At 71.4% G+C, this 21,434-nt stretch carries 13 protein-coding genes; 7 read left to right on the top strand and 6 right to left on the bottom strand.

From position 1 onward, the window contains the following. Nucleotides 1-123: 123 nt before the first annotated feature. Entirely contained in the window at nt 124-1,254 is a 1,131-nt protein-coding gene (locus K8640_RS41950) for a sensor histidine kinase (RefSeq protein WP_223752220.1), read from the bottom strand. Between the two features lie 163 nt (nt 1,255-1,417). Further along, on the bottom strand, nt 1,418-3,076 hold the full coding sequence (locus K8640_RS41945) for a M14 family zinc carboxypeptidase (RefSeq protein WP_223752210.1): 1,659 nt from the start codon (nt 3,074-3,076) through the stop codon (nt 1,418-1,420). A 79-nt stretch (nt 3,077-3,155) separates the two neighbouring features. On the opposite strand from K8640_RS41945, the gene K8640_RS41940 reads away from it, so the two are divergent. Beyond that, a complete protein-coding gene (locus K8640_RS41940; RefSeq protein WP_141325926.1) occupies nt 3,156-3,614 on the top strand; it encodes a YaiI/YqxD family protein in 459 nt (152 codons plus the stop codon). Nucleotides 3,615-3,624: 10 nt separating this feature from the next. Here the strand turns inward: K8640_RS41940 and K8640_RS41935 are convergent, their stop codons facing one another. The 3 genes from K8640_RS41935 to K8640_RS41925 form a co-directional block, all read right to left on the bottom strand. Continuing rightward, entirely contained in the window at nt 3,625-5,082 is a 1,458-nt protein-coding gene (locus tag K8640_RS41935) for a glycoside hydrolase family 6 protein (protein WP_223752209.1), read from the bottom strand. A gap of 196 nt (nt 5,083-5,278) precedes the next feature. Next, nucleotides 5,279-6,952, bottom strand: a complete 1,674-nt coding sequence (locus tag K8640_RS41930; protein WP_223752208.1) for an amidase — start codon at nt 6,950-6,952, stop codon at nt 5,279-5,281. 26 nt (nt 6,953-6,978) lie between these two features. Beyond that, nucleotides 6,979-7,716, bottom strand: coding sequence for a 1-acyl-sn-glycerol-3-phosphate acyltransferase (locus K8640_RS41925; RefSeq protein ID WP_223752207.1), 738 nt, complete (start codon nt 7,714-7,716; stop codon nt 6,979-6,981). A gap of 113 nt (nt 7,717-7,829) precedes the next feature. Here K8640_RS41925 and K8640_RS41920 point away from each other — a divergent pair, with 113 nt between their 5' ends. The 3 genes from K8640_RS41920 (at nt 7,830) to K8640_RS41910 (ending at nt 11,616) form a co-directional block, all read left to right on the top strand. Beyond that, nucleotides 7,830-8,726: a PilZ domain-containing protein gene (locus tag K8640_RS41920; protein WP_223752206.1), complete on the top strand. Its 897-nt coding sequence runs from the start codon at nt 7,830-7,832 to the stop codon at nt 8,724-8,726. Between the two features lie 57 nt (nt 8,727-8,783). Continuing rightward, nucleotides 8,784-10,565: a hypothetical protein gene (locus K8640_RS41915; protein ID WP_223752205.1), complete on the top strand. Its 1,782-nt coding sequence runs from the start codon at nt 8,784-8,786 to the stop codon at nt 10,563-10,565. Nucleotides 10,566-10,788: 223 nt separating this feature from the next. Continuing rightward, nucleotides 10,789-11,616, top strand: coding sequence for a mechanosensitive ion channel family protein (locus tag K8640_RS41910; protein WP_223752204.1), 828 nt, complete (start codon nt 10,789-10,791; stop codon nt 11,614-11,616). 66 nt (nt 11,617-11,682) lie between these two features. Here the strand turns inward: K8640_RS41910 and K8640_RS41905 are convergent, their stop codons facing one another. Continuing rightward, nucleotides 11,683-12,624 (bottom strand): hypothetical protein, encoded by a 942-nt coding sequence (locus K8640_RS41905; protein WP_223752203.1) that lies wholly within the window; start codon nt 12,622-12,624, stop codon nt 11,683-11,685. Between the two features lie 2,275 nt (nt 12,625-14,899). Here K8640_RS41905 and K8640_RS41900 point away from each other — a divergent pair. Genes K8640_RS41900 through K8640_RS43010 form a run of 3 tightly spaced genes read left to right on the top strand, consistent with a single transcriptional unit; the run spans nt 14,900 to nt 20,985 of the window. Continuing rightward, a complete protein-coding gene (locus K8640_RS41900) occupies nt 14,900-16,099 on the top strand; it encodes an HlyD family secretion protein (protein ID WP_223752202.1) in 1,200 nt (399 codons plus the stop codon). Nucleotides 16,100-16,102: 3 nt separating this feature from the next. Beyond that, nucleotides 16,103-18,799, top strand: a complete 2,697-nt coding sequence (locus K8640_RS41895; RefSeq protein WP_223752201.1) for an ATP-binding cassette domain-containing protein — start codon at nt 16,103-16,105, stop codon at nt 18,797-18,799. Beyond that, entirely contained in the window at nt 18,796-20,985 is a 2,190-nt protein-coding gene (locus K8640_RS43010) for an ABC transporter ATP-binding protein (protein ID WP_267696982.1), read from the top strand. The genes K8640_RS41895 and K8640_RS43010 overlap by 4 nt, the downstream gene beginning before the upstream one ends. The last annotated feature ends 449 nt before the right edge of the window (nt 20,986-21,434 follow it).

Genomic DNA, 21,434 nt, shown 5'->3' with positions numbered 1-21,434 from the left:
CTCCTGCCGCCACCCGCTCCGGCGAGCGCCACGCGAAGCACCGACGGCTCCACGACCTCTTTGCCGCCCATCATCACCCTGCCCCCGGAGGCGGGCTCCATCACGCCCCCCCACGCGCGGCGCTCATGCGGCCACCCGCTCCGCGCCGGGCGCGTCATCGAGCGGAACCCGCAGCTCCACCACCGCGCCGCGAGGCGTCCCCGCGCGCAGCTCCAGCACGGCACGAGGCCCGTACAGCGTCGCCAGCCGGGCGCGCAGGTTCGACAGCCCCACCCCGCCACCTCGCGGAGGGCCGCTCACGGGGGGGCCCATCCCGTCATCGCTCACGCACAGGCGCAGCACGTCGCCCTCCCGCTCAGCGGAGATCTCGATGCGCCCGGGCTCCGCGCGCGGCGCCAGCCCATGACGGATGGCGTTCTCCACCAACGGCTGCAACGCCAGATACGGCACGCGCGCATCCAGCACGTCGGGCCCCAGCCTCCAGGCGACCTCCAGTCGCGGCCCGAAGCGCGTCTGCTCGATGTCCAGATACGGCGCCAGCGCCTGCTGCTCCTCGCGCAGCGTCACCTCCTGCCGCGCATGGGACTCCAGGCTGTGGCGCAGCAAGTCCCCCAGGCGCGCCAGCATCTTCTCGGCGGCGTCCGGGTCCACGTGGACCAGCGAGGACACGGCGTTGAGCGCGTTGAAGAGGAAGTGGGGGCGCAGCTGCGACGCCAGGGCCTGCAGCCGCGCCTGCGCGAGCTGCGCCTGGAGCTGGTCGGCGCGACGCTGACGCACGTGCGCGCGGCGCGCCAGCCCCAGCGCATGCGCGCCCGCCGTCAGCAACACGAAGGGCAGCAGGTTGTTGACGACGCTCTGCGCGAGCACGTCGAGCACCTGCGGCGTGCGCTCGTACCAGCCGATGAGCTCCTGCGTGAGCACGACGAAAGTCGCCCGCCCCAGCACGACGACGAGCAGCGCCCCTCCGTGGAAGCCCAGCGCCCGCCGCAGGGGCCCCCGCGACAGGGGCACCCGCTCGGACAGGCGCAGACACATCACCGTGATCGGCACCCACAGCAGGGAGCTGGCCAGCGACATCCGCCACAGCGCCCCCTCCACGACCTTCAGCTCGCCGATGCGCTGCAGCAGCTGCGTCTGGCTCACGGAGATGAGCGCATCCGCGAGCCACCACCCCAACGCCCCGAGCCACACGGCCCAGGACGGCAGGGGCTCCACCTCATCCACTCGGGGACGAACCGGCTCCGCGTCGCGCATGCGCACGGAGGCTAGCCATCTCCCGGGACCGCTTCCACGTGCCCTGGGATGAACCGCGCCACCTCAGGGATGAACGGCGTGCCCCCCGTCAGGCGGGCACTCCAGCGTCGCGGTGACGTTGCCACCCTGCTGGACCCCGACCCGCGTCAGGGCCCTTGGGGCCTCACTCCGCCTTCTTCGGCGCGGGAGCGGGGCTCACCACGCGGTGCACGGGATAGTAACCGCCCACCTCCAACAAGGTGTCCAGGAACTGCCACCGGCAGAAGCCATCATCGGAGTGCGGCTCCAGCAGGTAGACGGCCAGCGTGCCCGCGCGCTGCGCGGTGGGGACGCGGAGCGTGCCCTGGGCGAACTCGCGCTCGCCGCGCTCGGGCGACACCGTCAGCACCGTCTCGAAGCGCACCGGCTTGGGCTTCTGGCTCAGCGGCACCTCCGCCTGCCCCGGCGGCGGCACATTGGCGGCCACGTCCGGGCTGAAGGTCTCCTCGCGCCGGGCGATGCGGTAGCTGTCCACCAGGAAGCGCTGCGCCTTGGGGAGCACCTCGAAGCGGATGCCCTGCGACCCCAGCCGGGGCGCCAGCTCCGCGGGCACCAGGTACGCCTCCGGCGTGCTCACCGACTGCGTCGGGATGAAGGTGCGGAAGTGCGGCACGCGGTAGACCTTGCGCTTCTTGCCCGGGAAGCGCCGCTCCGCGACGCTCTTCTCGTCGAACGCCTGGATGCGCGCCAGGTCTCCGGGCTTCACGTAGGCCGGGTAGTCGAACGTCAGCTTCCCCTCCCCGTCCCGCGTGGCCACGCCGTAGTTGATGCCCACCAGCGTCTGCGGATCCGGCGTGGTGCCCCGGGCGATGATGGCCTCTTCCTGCGCCTGGGTGAGCGCGCGGTACGTCTTCGCGCTCCGGGCCGCCTCGCGAATCAGCTCCAGCAGCCACGCGTACATCACCGCGCAGCGGCGCGGGAAGTCGATGTAGCTGTACGTCTCCAGCAGCACGTCCAGCCGGCCGAGCAGTCCCCGGTAGTGGCTGCCGAAGCGCGGCAGCGCCGGGTACGTATGCCAGCCCGAGCTGGGCACGCCCTCCTCGCGGTAGTTGCCGTACCAGAAGCTGTCGAAGCCGTGGCGCTTCTGCACCGCCTGGGCGACGCGGTCCAGCATCTGCCGGTTGTAGTCGCGCAGCTCCTGGAACAGCGGCTCGTTGGAGTGCGACGTGTCGTAGGTCAGGTCGAAGTCGTGGATGCTGCCGTCGGTGGTGTGGCAGTCGATGAACAGCTCCGGCCACCACGTCTGGTGCAGCTTCGCCATGGCGCGCGTCTCCGGCGCCTCCTGCTTGGTGCTGTCGCGGTTGAGGTTCCAGCCCTCGCCGGTGTAGCGCGTGCCCACGCCGCCCGCCGGGTTGACCTGCCCCTCCAGGTCCTGGAGGTTCAGCTTGCGGTTGTTGGGGCTGATGCGGTCATTGCCGTCCGGGTTGAAGTTCGGCACCAGCACGAGCACCAGCTTGTCGAGCAGCTTCTGGCCCAGCTTGCTGAGCGTCAAATCCCGCGCGAGCGCGAGCACCGACTCCTTGCCCTCCACCTCGCCGGCGTGGATGTTGGCCTCCACCATCACCACGACCTTCTTCTGCTTGCGCGCCAGCTCCGGCGTGAAGCAGTTGCGGTCGCTCACCACCAGCGACACCAGGGGCTGGCCCTCGCCGCTGGTGCCGAAGTCCACCCGTCGGGCGAGCTTCGTGCGGCGGCAGAGCTCGTCGATGAAGGCGAGCACGTCGGAATGACGCGAGGTTTCAGCGTGATTCGAGGCTTCGGCGCGGGTGAGCAGCTCGGACATGGGCGCGCATCCGAGCGCCACGCATGGGCGGCGTCAAGCACTTCATCTTCGCGCCTGTCCACGCGAGGATGCGAGCGCCATGCGAATCTGGGTCGACGCCGATGCCTGCCCCACGCCCGTCCGCGACATCCTCCTGCGCGCCTCACAGCGCCTGAAGGTGCCGCTCGTCTTCGTGGCCAACAAGTCCCTGTCCCTGCCCCGCTCGGAGCTCGTCTCCACCGTGCAGGTGGGCGCGGGGCTGGACGTGGCGGACCAGCACATCGCCACCTCCGCCCAGAAGGGGGACCTGGCCGTCACCCAGGACATCCCCCTGGCGGCGCTGCTGGTGCCGCGCGGCGTGGTGACCCTGGACCCGCGCGGCGAGCTGTTCTCCGAGGAGAACATCGCCGAGCGGCTGTCCGTGCGGAACTTCATGCAGGAGCTGCGCGAGAGCGGCGTCGTGACGGGCGGCCCCAGCGGCTTCAACGCCCAGGACCGCCAGCGCTTCGCCGCCACGCTGGACCGCGAGCTGGCCCGGCTCCTGCCCAAGCGAGGCTGAGCCCCGCCCGTCAGGTGCCGTCGATGAGCCGGAGGGCCAGGTCGGGGCTGAACGTGCCCGCGGGCGTGTTCGGCGCGATGCCGCAGTTGCCGTCGGAGTCCCCTGGCACCTTCACCCACAGGAGCAGCTCCGCGCCACCGCCCACCTGGGACGTCACGCCCAGCCGGCGGCCGCCGGGGTTGCACCACTCGCCGTTGTGCCCGTTGCCATTGCGGCTGGTGTCCACGACGAAGGGCTTCGTGTAGCCGTAGCGCGAGGTGAGCGCGGTGTTGACGTGGGTGCCGTACGTCGTCGACTGCGCCGTCGTGTAGAAGTTCGACACGTTGAGCGCGAAGCCGCGGATGTTGCGCACACCCGCGGACTCCAGCCGCTGCGCCATGGTGTCCGCGCCAATCCAGTTCGCGTTGCCGCCGTCCAGGTAGGCCCAGGTGTTGGGCGCCCTGTCGCGCAGCTGCTCCGTCGCGTAGCGCAGCAGGCCCAGGCGCGTCTGGCGCTCGGGGTCGTTGGGCAGACAATCCAGCTGCGCGACGGCATCCGGCTCGATGATGACGATGGCGGGGCGGCTGCCCAGGCCGGTGACGAAGGCGGAGATCCACGCGCGATAGGCCTCCGGGCTGCCCGCGCCGCCGCCGGAGTGGCTGCCGCAGTCACGCCCGGGGATGTTGTACGCCACGAGCACCGGCAGCTTGTCGGCCGTGTCCGCCGCGCCCACGAAGCCGGACACCGCGGCCGTGATGTCGCCGCTCCAGTTGCCGAACCAGCGCGCCCCCGGCTTGCTCGCGATGGACGTCTGGATGCGCGAGGCGCGCGAGTCCCCGCCGTTGTCGCGCACCCAGACGGCCGGGTTGGAGTGGGGGTCCACGTAGAAGCCGCTCGTCATCGCCACCGGCCCGCCGCCGCCCGGATTGCCTCCGCCCGACGTGGTGAGCGAGACGTTGTCCAGGAACAGCGAGAAGGCGCCCCGCCCGCCCACCTGGAACGTCACCTGCCCCGCCGCCGTCGCGAGATTCGAAGTGAAGGGGAACGTGAACGTGCGCGCCGTGCCATCCAGCGTGATGTTCTGGTCCAGCGGCGCGGTGTACGGCGCCGCGCCCAGCTGCACCGTGGCCCGCACCGTCACGTTCGCCGTCGCGGAGGCGGTGAAGGTCAGCGTGTACGCCTGCCCGTTCGCGAGCGCGATGTTGTCCTGCCCCATGGGCGCGTCCCACGGATTCGCCGTGCCACCCGTGACGTTGACGCGCAGCCGGCCGTTCTCCACCACCGACTGAGTGTTCGGTCCGCTCCACCAGGGCGCGGTCTGCCCGTTGCTGAAATCTCCGTTGACCACCAGCTCCACCAACTCCGCGGCCCGCACGCCTGTCGACTCCGGCGTTGGCGCGGGCGTCTCCGACGAGGACGGACCACATGCCGCCACCAGCGACGCCGCGAGGACGAACGGCACCCAACCCACCTGCGGACGCAGTTGCATGAAACAATTCCTCCTGCCCGGAACCGGATGCCAGGAATTGACGTCCAGCGAATCACGGGCCTGTGGCAGCCTGGAGAGTCCACGCTGCCGCGCCGAGGGAATATGGGCGGGTCTTTCTGGTTTTGCCAGCGTTAATACACACAAGCCCACCAGGAACGATGGGCTTGGCAAATTCCAGGATGTCTTTGAATCGTGCTCAGCGCAGGGCGGTGACATGCACGGCGGGCGTGCGAGCGGCCGTGGCGCGCTCCACGACGCGGCCCAGGCGCAGCAGCAGGTGCTCCTCGTAGGGGCGCCCCATGAGCTGCAGGCCCACGGGCAGCCCCGCGCTGTCGTGGCCGGCCGGGACGGACAGGGCGGGGAAGCCCGTCAGGTTCCCCTCGCGCACGAAGCGCATCAGCGCGTCGACGACGGGCAGGTTCGACTCGCCGTCGGGCAGCGTGCCCTCGGGGATGAGGGGCGCGGTGGTGGCCGTCGACGGGGTGACGAGGACATCCACGCCCGCCATGACGGCGAGCAGCTCGCGCGTCAGCCGGTGGCGATGCCGCAGGGCGTGCACCAGGTCCGTGGCCCGGAAGTGCCTGCCGATGGCCAGGTTGGTGCGCGAGTCGAGCCCGAAGTCCGAGGCGTGCTCGCGCGAGTGCGGCAGCATCGACTCAGCCATCTCGCTGAGGATGATGCAGCTGTGCGTCCAGAGCACGGTGTTCAAATCCGGCGCGGGCACCTCCACCACGGTGGCGCCCGCGGCCGTCAGCGCGCGCACCGCCTCCTTGCAGCGCGCCACCACGTCCGGGGACGCGTCCTCGAAGTAGGGCCAGCAGATGCCCAGCCTCACGCCCGTCAGGTCCGCGCGCTCGTAACCGGACAGGTGATGCGGGGGCTGGCCCTGGGAGACCAGGTCCTTGCCGTCAGGTCCGGCGAGCAGCGCATACGCCGCCGCGACGTCGTCCACCGTGAGGCCCAGGGGCCCCACGTGCCCCACGTTCCAGCACAGGGGCGGCACGCCCGTCTCGGGGATGCGGCCCCACGTCGCCTTGAGGCCGACGATGCCGCACAGGGCCGCCGGGATGCGGATGGAGCCACCGCCGTCCGCGCCGATGCTCAGCGGACACAGGCCCGCGGCGACGACGGCGGCCGAGCCGCTGGAGCTGCCTCCGGTGATGTGGCCCCGGTTCCACGGGTTGCGCGCGACGCCGTGGTGCGGATTCAACCCGATGGGGTTGATGCCAATCTCGTTCATGTTGGCCTTGCCCAGGATGAGCGCGCCCGCGGCCTTGAGGCGCGCGGCCACCGTCGAGTCCACCGAGGCCACCTGGTGGCGGAAGCGCGTGCCCAGCGTGGTGGGGAAGCCCGCCAGGTCCACCTCGTCCTTGAGCACCACCGGCACGCCGTCCAGCACGCTCAGCGCGCGGCCCTCGCGATGGCGCCCGGCGGAGGCCTCGGCGGCGCGGAGCACCTCGTCGGGCTTGCGCGCGATGAACCACCCCATGCGCGCCTCGCCGCGCTCCAGCCGGTCGATGGCCTCGTTCAGGCGACGGGCCACGGAGACCGGGTCCGCGCCGCCCTCGCGGTAGGCTCGGACATACGCGCCCACCGTCTCGCGCTCCGGCGTCACGGGCTGCGCCAGGATGGCGCGCGAGGCCTGCTCCGTGGGGGACTGGGGCTCGGTGGCGGGCGCGCCCGGAGGCAGCGGGTACTGGAGCGGGGGCGCATCACCGGCGGACAGCTCCCGCCACCGGTCGATGCCGCTGTCGCGCACCAGCTTCTCCAGCACGGGTGAGCCGACGGCGCTCTCCAGGGTGTTGACGAACGCCTTGAGCGCCAGCCCCGACACGCGTGGCGCCTTCACCGGGTTGCGTTGGTAGGACATGCCCTGGAGCCTACCCCCGGGCGGGGCTATTCCAAGCCCCGCTCCCGGGCGAGGGCGCGCAGCCGCTCCACGAGCGCGTCCCGGTCCTCGTAGCGCAGGCCCTCGGTGGGGATGGCGGGCAACAGCTCCACGCGCACCCGCCCCGGCCTGACGCGCCACTCCCCGAAGGGCAGCACGTCCCGCGCGCCGTGGAACACCATGGGGACCAGGGCGGCGCCGGAGCGGATGGCGAGCACCGCCGCGCCCTTGCGGTAGGGATTGAGCCGGCCGTCCTCGCTGCGTCGGCCCTCGATGGACATGTAATAGCTGGCGCCCTCGCGCAGGGCCTGGGCGGCGCGGTCCACGGCGCGGCGCGCCTGCGCGCTCCACTGGCGCACCACCACCGTGGAGCCCTGGGCCCAGGGCACCCAGCCCGCGAAGGGCAGCGCCGCATACTCGATGTTCATGAAGATGCGCACGGGCCGGGGCAGCGCCGGGGGCGTCACGAACGTCTCGCTCAAGCTCGTCTGGTTCAGTTGCAGGAACAGATACGAGGATGCGTCGTAGCGGCCCTCGTTGTGGTCCACCACCTCCACGTCCACGCCGAAGACGCGCCGGGCCCACAGACACCACGTCCGCATCAGCGCGTCCGAGGCCCCGGGGCTGACGGGCCCCAGCAGGAGCGCGGGCGTGAGCAGGGGCGGCATCGCCGCGCACGCCACACCCCAGCGCAGCAGGCTCGACAGCAGGCCCGGGCGGGTAGGAAGCGAGGGAGGGACGTCCATGCGCTGGCCTATACCAGGGTGTATGCATGAGGACAGGGTGGAAGTGGACCTCTCGCGCCAGTCCGTGAGGACATGGCAGGCTGGGAGGCGCGAAAGGCAGGCAGGGGGGCATCATGGGAAGTCCACGCGCCAACGCGCTCGAGGAATACAAGACGCTGCTGGAGCGACAGCGCACGGCGCCGCTCGGCCCCGACGAAGCGCAGCGTCTGGAGTTGCTCCGGGACGTGCTGCTGGAATTGGGAGCGCTGCCCCCCGAGGGCAGCCCCCTGCCCGCGCGTCCGGCTCGCGCGGACGCGGTGTTGGAGCTGACGTTCGCCACGCAGGATGACGTGGTGCGCGCGTACAGCAGGAACATCGGCACGGGAGGGCTCGCCATCCGCACCCCGCGCGCGCTGCCGGTGGGGAGCACGCTGGAGCTGCGCATCACCCTCCCCGACTCGGCCCAGGCGCTGCGGGCCTTCGGTCAGGTGGCGTGGTCGCGCGAGGACGGCATGGGCGTGGCCTTCACGCAGCTGGCACCCGACGGTGAGCAGCGATTGAAGGCGTTCGTGGCCCAGGACGCCTCGCTGCTCCAGCGCGTGCGGGGCGTGCTGAAGACGGATGTGATGGAGCTCTTGAAGAAGGACGTGAGGGAGCTGGGCAAGGGGCCCGCGCCCCAGGCCGCCAACGCGGTGGAGCTGGACACGCGGGAGCCGGTGCTGGTGCGCCTGTCGGACGCGCGCTTGATGGCGCTCATCACCGAGCTGTTCGAGCAGAAGGGTTTGCGCGTCGTGACGGACAGCGACAAGCCCGCGCGCATCATCATCGTGGACACGGGCTCCGCGCTGGATGTGCTCAGCACGGCGGCGCGCCCCGGCTCGCGCATCGTCATGGTGAACGTGAGCGGACCGGACTCGCTGATGGGCCGCCTGTCCAACCTCAGCCCCGCCGCCTTCGTCAAGCACCCGGCCAGCGCGGCCGCCGTGCTCGTCGCCGTGGAGAGGCTCCTGTCGGCGACGAAGTCCTCCTGAGCCGGGAGGGGAACCGCTACGCTCGGCCCGATGAGACCTGGGACGTGGCGGCTCCTCGTGGGATTCCTGATGGGCTGCGCCACCACGCCGCCTGTCGCCCCTCCTGCTCCTCCTCCGCGCGTCGAGCCACCTCCCGCGCTGCTCACCGCCTACCGCGTGCTTCCCGAAGGAGGGCTCGAGCGCTGGCGCCCCCTGACGACGGACGCGACCGGCTTCCAGCCCCCCACCGGGGGCACGTGGTGCGCGGAGCCGCTCGGCGCGCTCGTGACGGAGGAGGAGGCACGTCAGCGGGCCACCGCTTTGAAGGCGCATCAGGTGCCCGAGCTCTGCTTCGACTCGGCGCCCCTGCCCGCCCCGTCGCTCCTCGCGCGGCTGCTGCGCGACTCGGGCGCGGTGGGCCTGCGCGCCTCGGGCACCCCGCTGGGCGACGCGCACCTGGAGGCCCTGCGGGAGTTCACATCCCTGGAGGCCCTGCACCTGGACGGCACCCGGGTGACCGACGGGGGGCTCGCGCACGTGAGGGAGATGCGGAGGCTGGCCGTCGTGCGTCTGGATGAGACGGCCATCTCCGACGCGGGCCTCGGCTTCCTCTCCGGGCTGACGACGCTGCGGCGCCTCACCCTCGCGGGCACCGCCATCAGCCCGCGTGCGCTGTCGGCCCTCGCCGCCCAGTCGGAGCTCGAGTGGCTGGACCTCTCCGACACCGCGGTGGACGACACCGTCCTCGCCTGGGTGCCCGGAGCGCGCCTGCACACGCTGGTGCTGAGCGGGACGCACGTGACGGACGCGGGCCTCGCGCGGCTGCGGGAGCTGCCGGGCCTCACGTGGCTGGGCCTCGCGCGCACCGGGCTCACCGACACGGGCCTCGCGCACCTCGGCACGCTGCGGAACCTGGAGGCGCTGCACCTGGGCCACACCCGCATCACCGACCTGGGCCTTGGCCACCTCTCCGGCCTGAAGGCGCTGCGCGCCCTGGTCCTCACGAAGACCCACCTGCGGGGCCCGGGGCTCCGGCACCTCGCGGCACTGAGCGCGCTGGAGCTGCTCCACCTCGACGACACCCGCGTGGACGACGCGGCCCTGCGACAGGTGCGAGGACTCGTGGCCCTGCGGGAGCTGGAGCTGTCGAGGACCGCCGTCGCGGCGGGGGGACTCGACGTGCTCGCGGGCTTCATCGCGCTGGAGCGGCTGGGCCTGTCCGGCCTGGCCGTGACGGATGACTCGCTCGCCGCGCTTCGAGGGCTGGAGCGATTGGTTCGGCTCGACCTGAGCGCCACGCCCATGGGCCCCCAGGCCCTGGGGCATCTGCACGCGGCCCTGCGCGAGCTGGACGTGAGCCGGACCGCCTTCAACGACGAGTGGCTGCCCGCGCTGCGCGCCCTGCCCCACCTCCAGTCCCTGCGCGCCGAGCGCACCCTGCTCACCGACCTGGGGCTGGGGCAGCTGGCCGAGCTGGCCGGCCTGGAGTCGATTCACGTCGCGGGCACGCCCATCAGCGGCTCCGGACTGGTGGCCCTCCAGCGACTGCCGCGCCTGACACGACTGGACCTGGGCGCCACGTGGCTCAACGACGAGAGCCTCCAGGCCCTGAGGGGCTTCCCCCAGCTCACCTGGCTCAGCCTCGCCCGGGCGCGCATCGGCGATGCGTCCCTGGGACATCTGCCCAGGACGCTGCACACGCTCCACCTGCCCCGCACCGGTGTCACCGACGCGGGCCTGGCCGCGCTGCGCGCCCTGCCCCAGTTGCGCGTGCTGGATGTACGAGGAACCTCGGTGTCGGACGAGGCCCTCGGGGCGCTGGTCCGGGAGCGAGGGCTGCGGCTCGTCACCGCGCCCTGAAGGGCCCACGCCGCCGCGTCGAGGCCCCCCTGACGCGTCAACGTTCGCGGCTGACGTGTCCAGGCTGGGGAGGACCTCCCCGCGTCGATTGTGACCTCGGCATGAGGAAGCCGGGCATTCGCGGACTTACGTGAGGCCGCCTGGATGGCCCGTGCCCTGCACACGCGGCCGGACCGGAGCAGGCCCGCCACGTCCGTGGACTCTCGGCCGCTTCAGGAGCGTCATGGACGCGGTCATCGAACAGTTGAAGACGTTGGCTCTCGCGGAGGCCTTCCCGTTCCTGCTCAAGGCAATGGGCGCCCTCGTGTTGTGGTTCGTGGGACGTGCAATCATCAGCACCTTCCGGCGCGTGTTGAACCTGACGCTGCAGAAGCGGCAGTTCGACGCCACGCTCATCCGGTACATCGAGTCGCTGTTCGCGGGCTCCCTCACCATCCTGTTGCTGCTGGGCATCCTGGGGATGATGGGGTTCGAGACCACCTCGTTCGCCGCGCTGCTGGCCGCCGCGGGCATCGCCATCGGCACGGCGTGGTCCGGGCTGCTCTCCAACTTCGCCGCGGGCATCTTCCTGCTGGTGCTGCGGCCCTTCCGCGTGGGCGACGAAATCTCCGCCGCCGGCGTCACGGGCCTGGTGCAGGAGATCGGCCTGTTCGCCACCACCATCGACACGGGCGACAACCTGCGCATCTCCGTCGGCAACAACCGCCTCTTCAGCGACAACATCATCAACTTCAGCCACCACCCCCACCGCCGCATCGTGGTGAAGGTGCCGCTGACGCACGGCGGGGACATCCATGGGCTGATGAAGGCCTTCCGCGAGCGCGTCGTGGTGGTGCCCGGCGTCCAGGCGGCGCCCGTGCCCAGCGTCGACGTGGCGGAGTTCACCGCGCAGGGGCCCGTCATCGCCATCGGCGTGAATTGCAAGCCCACCCAGGCGGGCGCCGTGCAGGGCGCCGTCTCGCTCGCCGTGGAGGAGACGCTCATCGCCACCGGCTACGTCGTCCTCGCGCCGTCGGCCCTGCCGCCGCCACAGCTGGCCCGGGCCGGCTGAAGCAAGGCGCCTTCCCGGGGCGCCCCTTGGAGCCGAGAGGGGCGCTCCCAGGTCCGGCGGAGGCGCTCAGCGCGCGTTCACCGCGGCGTTGCACGCGGCGTTGGCCGCGTCGGCCCAGCGCTTCCCGATGGCCGCGTACCCCGGCGCCTGGACGAACGGCGGCAGCATGTCCTCCGACGTGCGCTCGTTGTGCATGTTGAGCGGCCAGATGTCCTGGGCGGCGCAGGCCAGCCGGACGGCCCTCCAGGACAGCCCCGCCGCCTCCATCACCCGCAGGTAGTCGTCCCGCTCCAGACTCCTGGCCGCGTTCTCGAAGATTTGTGGCCGCATGGCGCGCGTCGCCGGCTGCACGGGCCACCAGTCCTTGCTGCGCCGGCGGTACTCCTTCACGTCCGCCTCCCGCAGGGCCGCCAGTCGCGTCTGGAAGCTCGCCTCCGTGTCCGTCAGCAGCTCCAGCGCCTTCTGCCCCATGGCCGCGTAGAACACGTCGCTCGAGTGGTCCTTGCGAGCCTGAGGCCCCACGAACGCGACGTACTCCCGCGTCGCCGCGAGCAGCTCCCGCTCCGCGTCCTCCACCGAGGGCACCGCCGCCGAGCGCGTCTCCGGCACCTCGCGAAAGCCGTCCTCCTGCGACACGGCGGACTGGGCCTGGGGGCCCGGCCACGGGAAGAAGTAGCGGTACCAGACCACCCGGTCCGGGAACACCAGCGCCAGCTCCGGCAACCGGGGCGGGGAGTCGGGCGGATCGTACAGCACCCAGATCGAAGGGTCGGAGACGCGGAGCGAGCGGATGGCCAGGAGCCCCCGCGCCTTCATCCGCTCGAACCACCGGTCGAACGACGGCTCGAAGCCCCCGTCCACCTCGAAGCCCAGGAAGGTCTCCGGGCTCCGCGCGAAGGAGCCCGCCCACGGGTCCTCGAGCATCAGCGCGCGCACCGGGCGGCCCTCCAGCCGCGCGTTGCCGACGATGGCCGCCTGCCAGGCATACACATGAACCGGGTTGATCATCCCGGGGACTCTAGCGCGCCCTCCCCACGACAGGGATTCGCGCGAGCCTCACCCGGCCCCGCAATGACAGCCGCCAGAGGGCGAGGAACTCCGCCCCCTGGCGACTCGCGTCTTGGACAGGCACTCTACGTGCCCAAACAAGGACTACAGCGCGTAGGCGGCGTCCAGCACGGGCTGCGTGGGCAGCGGGAGAGAGCCACCACAGCCACGGGGACCACCACGAACCTTGGTCTTGATCTGCATGACGAGCTCCTATCGAGAACAGCCTGGGTTGGACTCAGTCTGGAAGACTGACGACTACGGGATCTGCGTGAGGACGCCGCCCGTGGTGCGCACGGGAATCGCAACACCACCGCCACAGCCACGGGGACCGCCACGAACCTTGGTCTTGATCTGCATGATGGACTCCTCGGAATCAGGTGTGAGTGAAGTCAGCTCGGGATGCTGACGGAGGACTACGGGATGGCCGCGAGCGCGTCGGAACGCACCGCGATGATCACGCCACCACCGCAACCACGGGGACCGCCACGAACCTTGGTCTTGATCTGCATGATGAGCTCCTTGGTGAGGATGACTCCATCGCTGGAGTCGGGTGAGGATGATCCAGCGCCGACTACGGCAGCTGGGTGCGGACCGTGCCGGTCAGCACGGGCAGGGAACCGCCGCAACCACGGGGACCGCCACGAACCTTGGTCTTGATCTGCATGATGAGCTCCTGGTGAGGATGACTCCATCGCTGGAGTCGGATGGATGAAGCGGTGATGCCAGTCGACTACGGCAGCTGCGTGCGGACCTGGTTGGTCAGCACCACGCCACCACCGCAACCACGGGGACCGCCACGAACCTTGGTCTTGATCTGCATGGTACGCTCCTGGATGTACTGCGTTGACACCAGACACCCAACCCCGGGGATTGGATGGCTGGAAGGCGTTGATGAAAAGCTCTTGAGTCTACGGACGACGACACCTTCTGGTTCTTCCGGTGCCAGCCAATCTATACACACCCCTCTGACACGCGAGCTCCAAGGTCACCCGCGGTCCCGCCGCCCCTCGGCCGGCGCTGCTCCCGGCCCCTCCACAACCCACGCTACCCGCCCCTATTCCCCGTCCATCCAGCCATTACGCGGCTCCCGAGTCGCCATTGCGTGCGATTCACCGTTCCCGGTCCGCATCGGAAGTAGAATCATTAAAGGCGGGTGTAATCGGCCAGTCAAGTGACCACGCAAAGAATGCGGCGAAAGTCTTTGTAACCTCTCACGCCACAGCCAATCTCAGACTTCGCGAATCGGAAGAAAATACAGGCGACCTCGCGAAGGCATAAAAAAATCGCCAGCGAGCGATGTTCCGCTCACTGGCGATTTCGAGCTTCGTCCGAGCGAATCACCGCCCGGGGACGAAACTACGGGAGCTGCTGGAGCACGTCGTCGTACCAGATGCTGATGCCGCCGGGGCCGCAACCACGGGGACCGCCACGAACCTTGGTCTTGATCTTCATGTGTCTGCTCCTGGTGATTGAGTCACTACGGTGAAACAACGACGTCTGGACGACTACGCCAGAACGGTGTCGTACCAGATGCTGATGCCGCCCGGGCCACAGCCGCGGGGACCGCCACGAACCTTGGTCTTGATCTTCATGATGTCGCTCCTGGGTTGAACCACGTTCGCTCCAGGCGACACGGTTGCCCATGCACACCCGGAGTAGAATCATTAAAAATCGATGAAAATTGGGAGTCAAGCCTTGAACTGAAAAACCCGCCAATCCAAATAGATCCGGGGACTTGGATAGATGGCGCAGTTTATCGAAACCTGAGAGACCCCTGGGTCATGAATCCACCTGGGGCCCGAAGCCAGTGCGCCCGAACCGGTTACAAGGGGCCGGCTCCGGACGCGGCGGAGGGGCGCCGCCTCGGTGATACGTGGAGACCGCATCACGCCCCGCGTCGCAATATCCTGAAAACATGTTTTAGCCATTTTATGAGCCCTATCTTCGAGATAGGACTGACCTGGACAACCCTTGACATGTCGGCCGGCTGTGTTCCGGGCGCCGCGCGGCTCCGGGCCTGGATGGATTGTCCATTCACGAAGGCGCGGAGAAGACAATCGCGGACGGGGCGCGTGCGGCATGGGGAGGTGACGCCCCTGGCTTTGCCGCGCGTCAGTCCGCCGGGCGAGGATGGGCGCCGACCTCCGGGAGCGTCCCGGGTGGAAGGTCTGGCGGGGAGTCCGTCTGTTCCACGGTGATGAGGTAGGCTTCGCTCATGAGAGTTGGTGAAGGAATGTTCCCGCGCACCGTGCGCGCGCTGCTGCGGGGGCGAGGGCGCTCGGCGCTCTGGTTGTTGCCGGTGGGGCTGTTCGCCGTCTGGGGCGTGTGGTTCCTGCGAGCGAGCATCACCGTCTACGAGCCCAGCGTGCAGGCGCGGCTGGAGGTCCACCGCGAGGTGTACGCCGTGGATGCGCCGGTGGACGGGCGGCTGGTGAAGACGCGGGTGGAGCTGCACCGGCAGGTGCGCGCGGGCGAGGTGCTCTTCGAGCTCGCCCACGAGCAGGAGGCGCGGCAGCTGGCGGAGGCGGAGGCCCAGCTTCGGGGCCTGGGGCCGCAGCTGACGGCGGCGCGCGCGGAGCTCGAGGTGGAGCAGGGCGCGCTCGTGGCCCAGCAGGAGCGCGGCGCTGCGGGCGTGGAGGAGGCCAAGGCCCGGCTGGTGGAGGCCGAGGCGCTGGCGCGCCGGGCGCTCGAGGAGAAGGCGAGCGCGGAGCAGTTGCACTCGCGCCAGTTGATCAGCGAGTCCGAGTGGAGCCGCGTGCGCACCGAGCTGGAGCGCGCCCAGGCCTCCGAGCAGGCCTCCCGCGCGGCGCTCACGCGCGTGAAGATGGATGGGACGATGCTGGCCACCGAGCGGCGCATCCGGGCCGCGGCGCTCAAGCGGGACATCGCGGAGCTGGAGGCCGCCGAGAGCGTGGCGCAGGCCTCCGTGGAGCGCCTGCGTGAAGAGCTGGAGCGGCGCGTGGTGAAGGCGCCCGCCGACGGCATCCTCGGCGAGACGAGCCCGGTGCGCGTGGGCACGCAGGTGAGGGCCGGGGACCGCATGGCCACCGTCGTCGCGGGGGGCGACGTGCGCATCGTCGCGCAGCTGTCCCCCGCCACGGCGCTGGGCCGGGTGCGCGCGGGCCAGCCGGCGCGCATGAAGCTGGAGGGCTTCGCCTGGACGGAGTTCGGCATGGTGCGCGCCACGGTGGTGGCGGTGGCGAGCGAGGCGCGCGACGGGCTGGTGCGCGTGGAGCTGTCCGTGGACGAGATGCCGGTGGGCATCCCCCTGGAGCACGGCCTGCCGGGCACCGTGGACATCGCGGTGGAGGACTCCACGCCGCTCAAGCTGGTGCTGCGCGCGCTGGGGCGGGGGCTGGAGGCGCCGGCGCGCTCGCGCCCGTTGCCGCCGCGCTCGTCGGGGGATTTGGAGATGTCGCGGGGCGGGAGCTGAGCCATGGCGGGCACACGAAGGCTGCTCATCCCCGAAGTCATCCAGACCTCCGCCATGGACTGCGGTCCGGCGGCCCTCAAGGCGCTCTTCGACGGCTTCGGCGTGTCCGTCAGCTACGGCCGGCTGCGCGAGGCCTGCCAGACGGACATCGACGGGACGTCCGTGGACGTGCTGGAGGAGCTGGCCGGCAAGCTGGGCCTGGAGGCCACCCAGGTCGTCCTGCCTCGCGACCAGGTGCTGATGCCGGAGACGAAGACGCTGCCGGCCATCATGGTGGTGCGTCTGGCGGACAGCAACCTGCACTTCATCGTCGTCTGGCGCCGCATCGGTGACCGGGTGCAGATCATGGACCCCGCGCTGGGACGGCGCTGGGTGTCGGTGGCGGAGCTGATGGACCGGCTCTACGTCCACGCCCTGCCCGTCCCGGCCGAGGCCTTCCGCGACTGGGCCGGCACGGACGAGTTCCTCGCCGGGATGCGCCTGAGGCTGCAGGCGCTCGTGGACAAGGCGCTCGCGGCGAGGCTGCTCGACGAGGCCCTGGCCGACGCGAGCTGGAAGGGCGTGGCGTGCCTGGACGCGACGACACGCATGGTCCAGACGCTGGTGGACGGCGGCGGCGTGGAGCACGGCGAGGGGTCCGCGCGCTTCCTGGAGCAGCTGTTGAAGGAAGTGCACGTGGCCCTGGAGGAGGGCCGCGCCGAGCAGGTCATCCCCGCCACCTACTGGACGGCGGTGGGCGCTCCGGATGGCGAGGAGGTGACGTTGCGCGGCGTGGTCTGCATCCTCGCCCGGGGCCTGCGCCAGACGCGGGAGGAGGACGAGGAGCCCCTGTCCGCGGACCTCAAGGCGGCGCTCCTGGAGCCCCCCACCCGTCCGCTGCGCGAGCTCATCGGGCTGATGCGCCGCGACGGCCTGTTGGCCCCCTCCATCCTCGCGGCCATCGCCCTGACGGCCGCGGTGGGAGGCTTCCTGGAGGCGCTGCTGCTGCGCGGCATCATCGACGCGGGCCGCTACCTCACCACCCAGGAGCAGCGGCTGGCGGGCATCGTGACGCTGCTGGTGCTGATGGGCGTGCTGTTCACGCTGGAGCTGCCCCTGGCCATGGGGACGCTGAAGCTGGGCCGCCGCCTGGAGGTCCGGCTGCGGCTGGCGTTCCTCGACAAGATTCCCCGGCTGGGGGACCGCTACTTCAAGAGCCGGCTCGTCTCCGACATGGCGCAGCGCTGCCACGGCATCCACCAGGTGCGCAGCGTGCCCACGCTCGGCGTCGGCGTGCTGCGCGCCACCTCGGAGATGCTGGTGACGCTGGGAGGGCTGGTGTGGCTTGCCCCCGGCAGCGCGCCGCTCATCGTGCTGGGCGGGGCCATGGCGCTGGCGGTGCCGCTGCTCGCCCAGCGCTCGCTGCTGGAGGCGGACCGGCGCATGCGCGACTTCGACGGCGTGCTGTCGCGCTTCTACCTGGACGCCATGCGGGGCGCCGTGGCGCTGCGCGCGCACCGCGCGGAGCTGACCCTGCGGCGCGCGCACGAGGAGCCCCTGCACGAGTACGTTGGCGCCGCGCGCACGCTGCTGGGCCGGGGCATCCTCACCGACACCCTGTCCATGCTGGCGGCCACCGGAGGCTCGGTGGCCATCGTGCTGCACGCCGTGTCCCAGGGCATCCAGCCCGGGGCGGTGCTGCTGCTGGTGTACTGGGCCCTGGCGCTGGCCACGGTGGGCAAGCAGCTGGCGGACGCGCTGCGGCAGTACCCCGCCGCGTCGTCGCTCACCGGCCGGCTGATGGAGCCGCTCTTGGCCCCCGACGAGGTGGGCGCGGGCCTGGAGGCGGTGGAGGAGCCGTCCCCCGCGGCGCTCGCGAGCCAGCCCCGCGGCGTGGGCTTCACGCTCGAGCAGGTGGAGGTCAAGGCGGCGGGCTTCACGGTGCTGCAGGGCATCGACATGACGGTGCGGCCCGGCGAGCACGTGGCCATCGTCGGCCCGTCGGGCGCGGGCAAGTCGTCGCTCGTGGGCATCCTGCTGGGCTGGCACCGCCCGTCCTCCGGACAGGTGACGGTGGACGGCGAGCCGCTCAAGGGCCAGACGCTGGCGCGCCTGCGCCGGCAGACGGCGTGGGTGGAGCCCGAGGTGACGCTGTGGAACAAGTCGCTGGTGGACAACCTGGCCTACGGGGTGGAGACGGGCGAGGTGCTGCCGCGCGTGGGGCAGGCGCTCAGGTCCGCGGACCTCATCGAGTTCCTGGACAAGCTGCCCCAGGGGCTCCAGACGCGCCTGGGCGAGGGCGGCAGCCTGCTGTCCGGCGGCCAGGGGCAGCGCGTGCGCCTGGGCCGGGCGCTCCTGAGGCCCGGGGTGCGGCTGGCCATCTTCGACGAGCCCTTCCGCGGCCTGGAGCGGGACCGGCGCGCGGCGCTGCTGGAGCGCTCCCGGCAGGAGCTGGAGGGGGCGACGATGCTGTGCATCATGCATGACATCGCGGAGACGCTGACGTTCGACCGGGTGCTGGTCATCAAGGGCGGCCAGCTGGTCGAGGACGCCAACCCGCGCGAGCTCGCGAAGCGGGAGGACTCCGTGTACCGCTCGCTGCTGGACGAGGAGGAGCAGATGCGGCGGGCCCTGGGCGGCCAGGGCGGCTGGAGGCGGATGATGCTGGACCAGGGACAGCTCGCCGAGCAGCCCCCGGAGTCGAAGCGGGGTGCGGCATGACGCGCGCCTCGGAGGCGAGGGGGGCCCGGCCCGCGGAGCCCCTGGCGGGGCTGGTGTGGCCCATGGCGCGCGGCGCGGAGGCGCTGGAGGCGCTGGCGCGCTCGGCGGGCCTGCCGCTGCCCCGGACGCGGGCGAAGGTCGTCGGGCAGGCGCCCACGGACCCGAACCGGCTGGGCGAGTGGCTGGACGCCGCCGCCCAGTCGCAGGGGCTGGAGCTGGACCTGGCGTACACGCGCCATGGCGAGGTGGAGAAGGCGCTCCTGCGCGCCTCCCCTGCCCTCCTGGACGTCGTCACCAGCGAGGGCGTCCAGGTGGCGGCGCTGCTGCGCGTGTCCGCCTCCGGCCGCACCGCGCGCGTCATCGCGCCGGACGAGACGGAGCGCGACGTGCCCCTGGCCTGGCTCACGTCCGGGGTGCAGGCCCTGGTCGAGGGCACCCAGGCCTCCACGGTGGACCGGGTGCTGTCGCGCGCGGCGATGCCGGAGCCTCAGCGGCTGCTCGCCCGGCGCGCGCTGCTGGGCGCGCAGCTGGCCAACACGCACCTGGTGGCGTCGCGCACGCTGCGGCTGCCGCCGGGCGCCCGGCTGGTCCACCACCTCAAGGCCCTGTCCACCGCGCCGCGGCTGGCGCTGGTGCTGGTGCTGGCGGTGCTCATCCAGGTGTGCGTGCTCAGCGCGTGGTGGCTGATTGGCCGGGGCGCGTTCGAGGGGCAGTTGGACCACGGCTGGCTGTGGGCGTGGGCGCTGATGGGGCTGACGGCGGTGCCGCTGCAGGCGGCGCTGGCGTGGACGCAGGGCTCGCTGGCGTTGGATTTGTCCGCGCTGCTCAGGCGCAGGCTTCTCGCCGGCGCGCTGGCCATGCCGGTGGACGAGGCGAAGCGCGGCGGCATCGGCGAGTACGTGGGGAGGACCTTCGAGAGCGCGGGCATGGAGCAGATGGCGCTCGCCGGCAGCTTCACCAGCCTGCTCGCGGTGGTGGACCTGACCCTGGCCGGCAGCGTGACGCTGTCGGGCCCCGCGGGCACGCTGGGGCTCGCGGCGCTGGGCGGCTACTGCGTCCTGCTGGGCGTGCTCGTGGCGCGCCAGTCGCTGCTGTTCCGGGGCTGGACGGAGGCGCGCGTGGTGATGACCCACGCGCTCATCGAGCGGATGCTCGGCCACCGCACGCGGCTGGCGCAGGAGCAGCCCTCGCGCTGGCACGAGGAGGAGGACCAGGAGCTGGCGCGCTACTCGGACGCCTCCGAGCGCTGGGACGCGGGCACCGCGCGGGTGACGACGCTCGCGCGCCGGGGCCTGTTGCCGGTGGCCATCATCGCCATCCTCCCCGGCGTGCTGGCCGGGGCGGACACGGCGAGCATCGCGGTGGGCGTGGGCGCGGCCCTGCTGGGTGCCCGCGCGGTGATGTCGCTGGCGGTGGGCGCGCTGGCGCTCATCGGCTCACGAGTGCTGTTCTCCGCGGTGCGCCCCATGCTCGACGCGGCCCGGCTCTCCGGCGCCGTGGGCGGGGGCAAGGACGGCGAGGACGCCGCGCCCCAGGTGACGCCGCTCGCGGCCACCGAGGCGCCGTCCAAGAGCCAGGCGCTGCTCGAGGTGCGCGACGTGTACTTCAAGCACCCCGCCTCGCCGCGCGCGGTGCTCGAGGGCGCGTCCGTGGTCATCCATCCCGGAGAGCGCGTGCTGCTGGAGGGCGCGTCCGGCTCCGGCAAGTCCACGCTCGCCTCCATCCTCACGGGCCTCAGGCGCCAGGGCTCCGGCGTGGTGCTGCTGCGCGGCCTGGACATGTCCACCTGGACGCAGGACGGCTGGGGCGCGCAGATCGCCGGCGCGCCGCAGTTCCACGAGAACCACATCATCTCCGGCACGCTGGCGATGAACCTGCTGCTGGGCCGCGCCTGGCCCCACACCCAGGACGACGTGAAGCTGGCGCGCGAGCTGTGCGAGGAGCTGGGCCTGGGCGAGCTGCTCCAGCGCATGCCCGCCGGAATCCTGCAGATGGTGGGCGAGCGCGGCTGGCAGCTGTCCCACGGCGAGCAGAGCCGCATCTTCGTCGCGCGCGCCCTGCTCCAGCGCGTCCAGGTCGTGGTGCTCGACGAGGCCTTCGGCGCGCTGGACCCGGTGACGATGCGCAAGGTGATGGCGTGCGTCGAGGCGCGCGCGCCCACGCTCATCGTCATCGCGCACCCCTGAAGGGATTGGGAGCGCCGCCCGCGGGGCCCGGCCACGGCCCTCGGGCGGTGTAACCCCTCCGGCGCGCGCCCCACGTCACCGACGAGGCGCTGGAAACACGACGGCCGCCAGCAGGCACGAAGCCCACTGACGGCCGAAGGACTGACTCCGGGTCTGAATCAGACCTCGTCGTACCAGATGCTGATGCCACCCGGGCCGCAACCACGGGGACCGCCACGAACCTTGGTCTTGATCTTCATGGTGTTTGCTCCTGAGGTGCGAGGGTGGAATTACAGCTCGTAGTAGATGCTGATGCCGCCGGGACCACAGCCACGGGGACCGCCACGAACCTTGGTCTTGATCTTCATGGTGTTTGCTCCTGAGGTGCGAGGCTGGAATTACAGCTCGTAGTAGATGCTGATGCCGCCGGGACCACAGCCACGGGGACCGCCACGAACCTTGGTCTTGAT

This window comes from Myxococcus sp. XM-1-1-1, assembly GCF_020037095.1.
GTDB lineage: Bacteria > Myxococcota > Myxococcia > Myxococcales > Myxococcaceae > Myxococcus > Myxococcus fulvus.
This window is presented reverse-complemented; position numbering and strand designations above follow the sequence as displayed.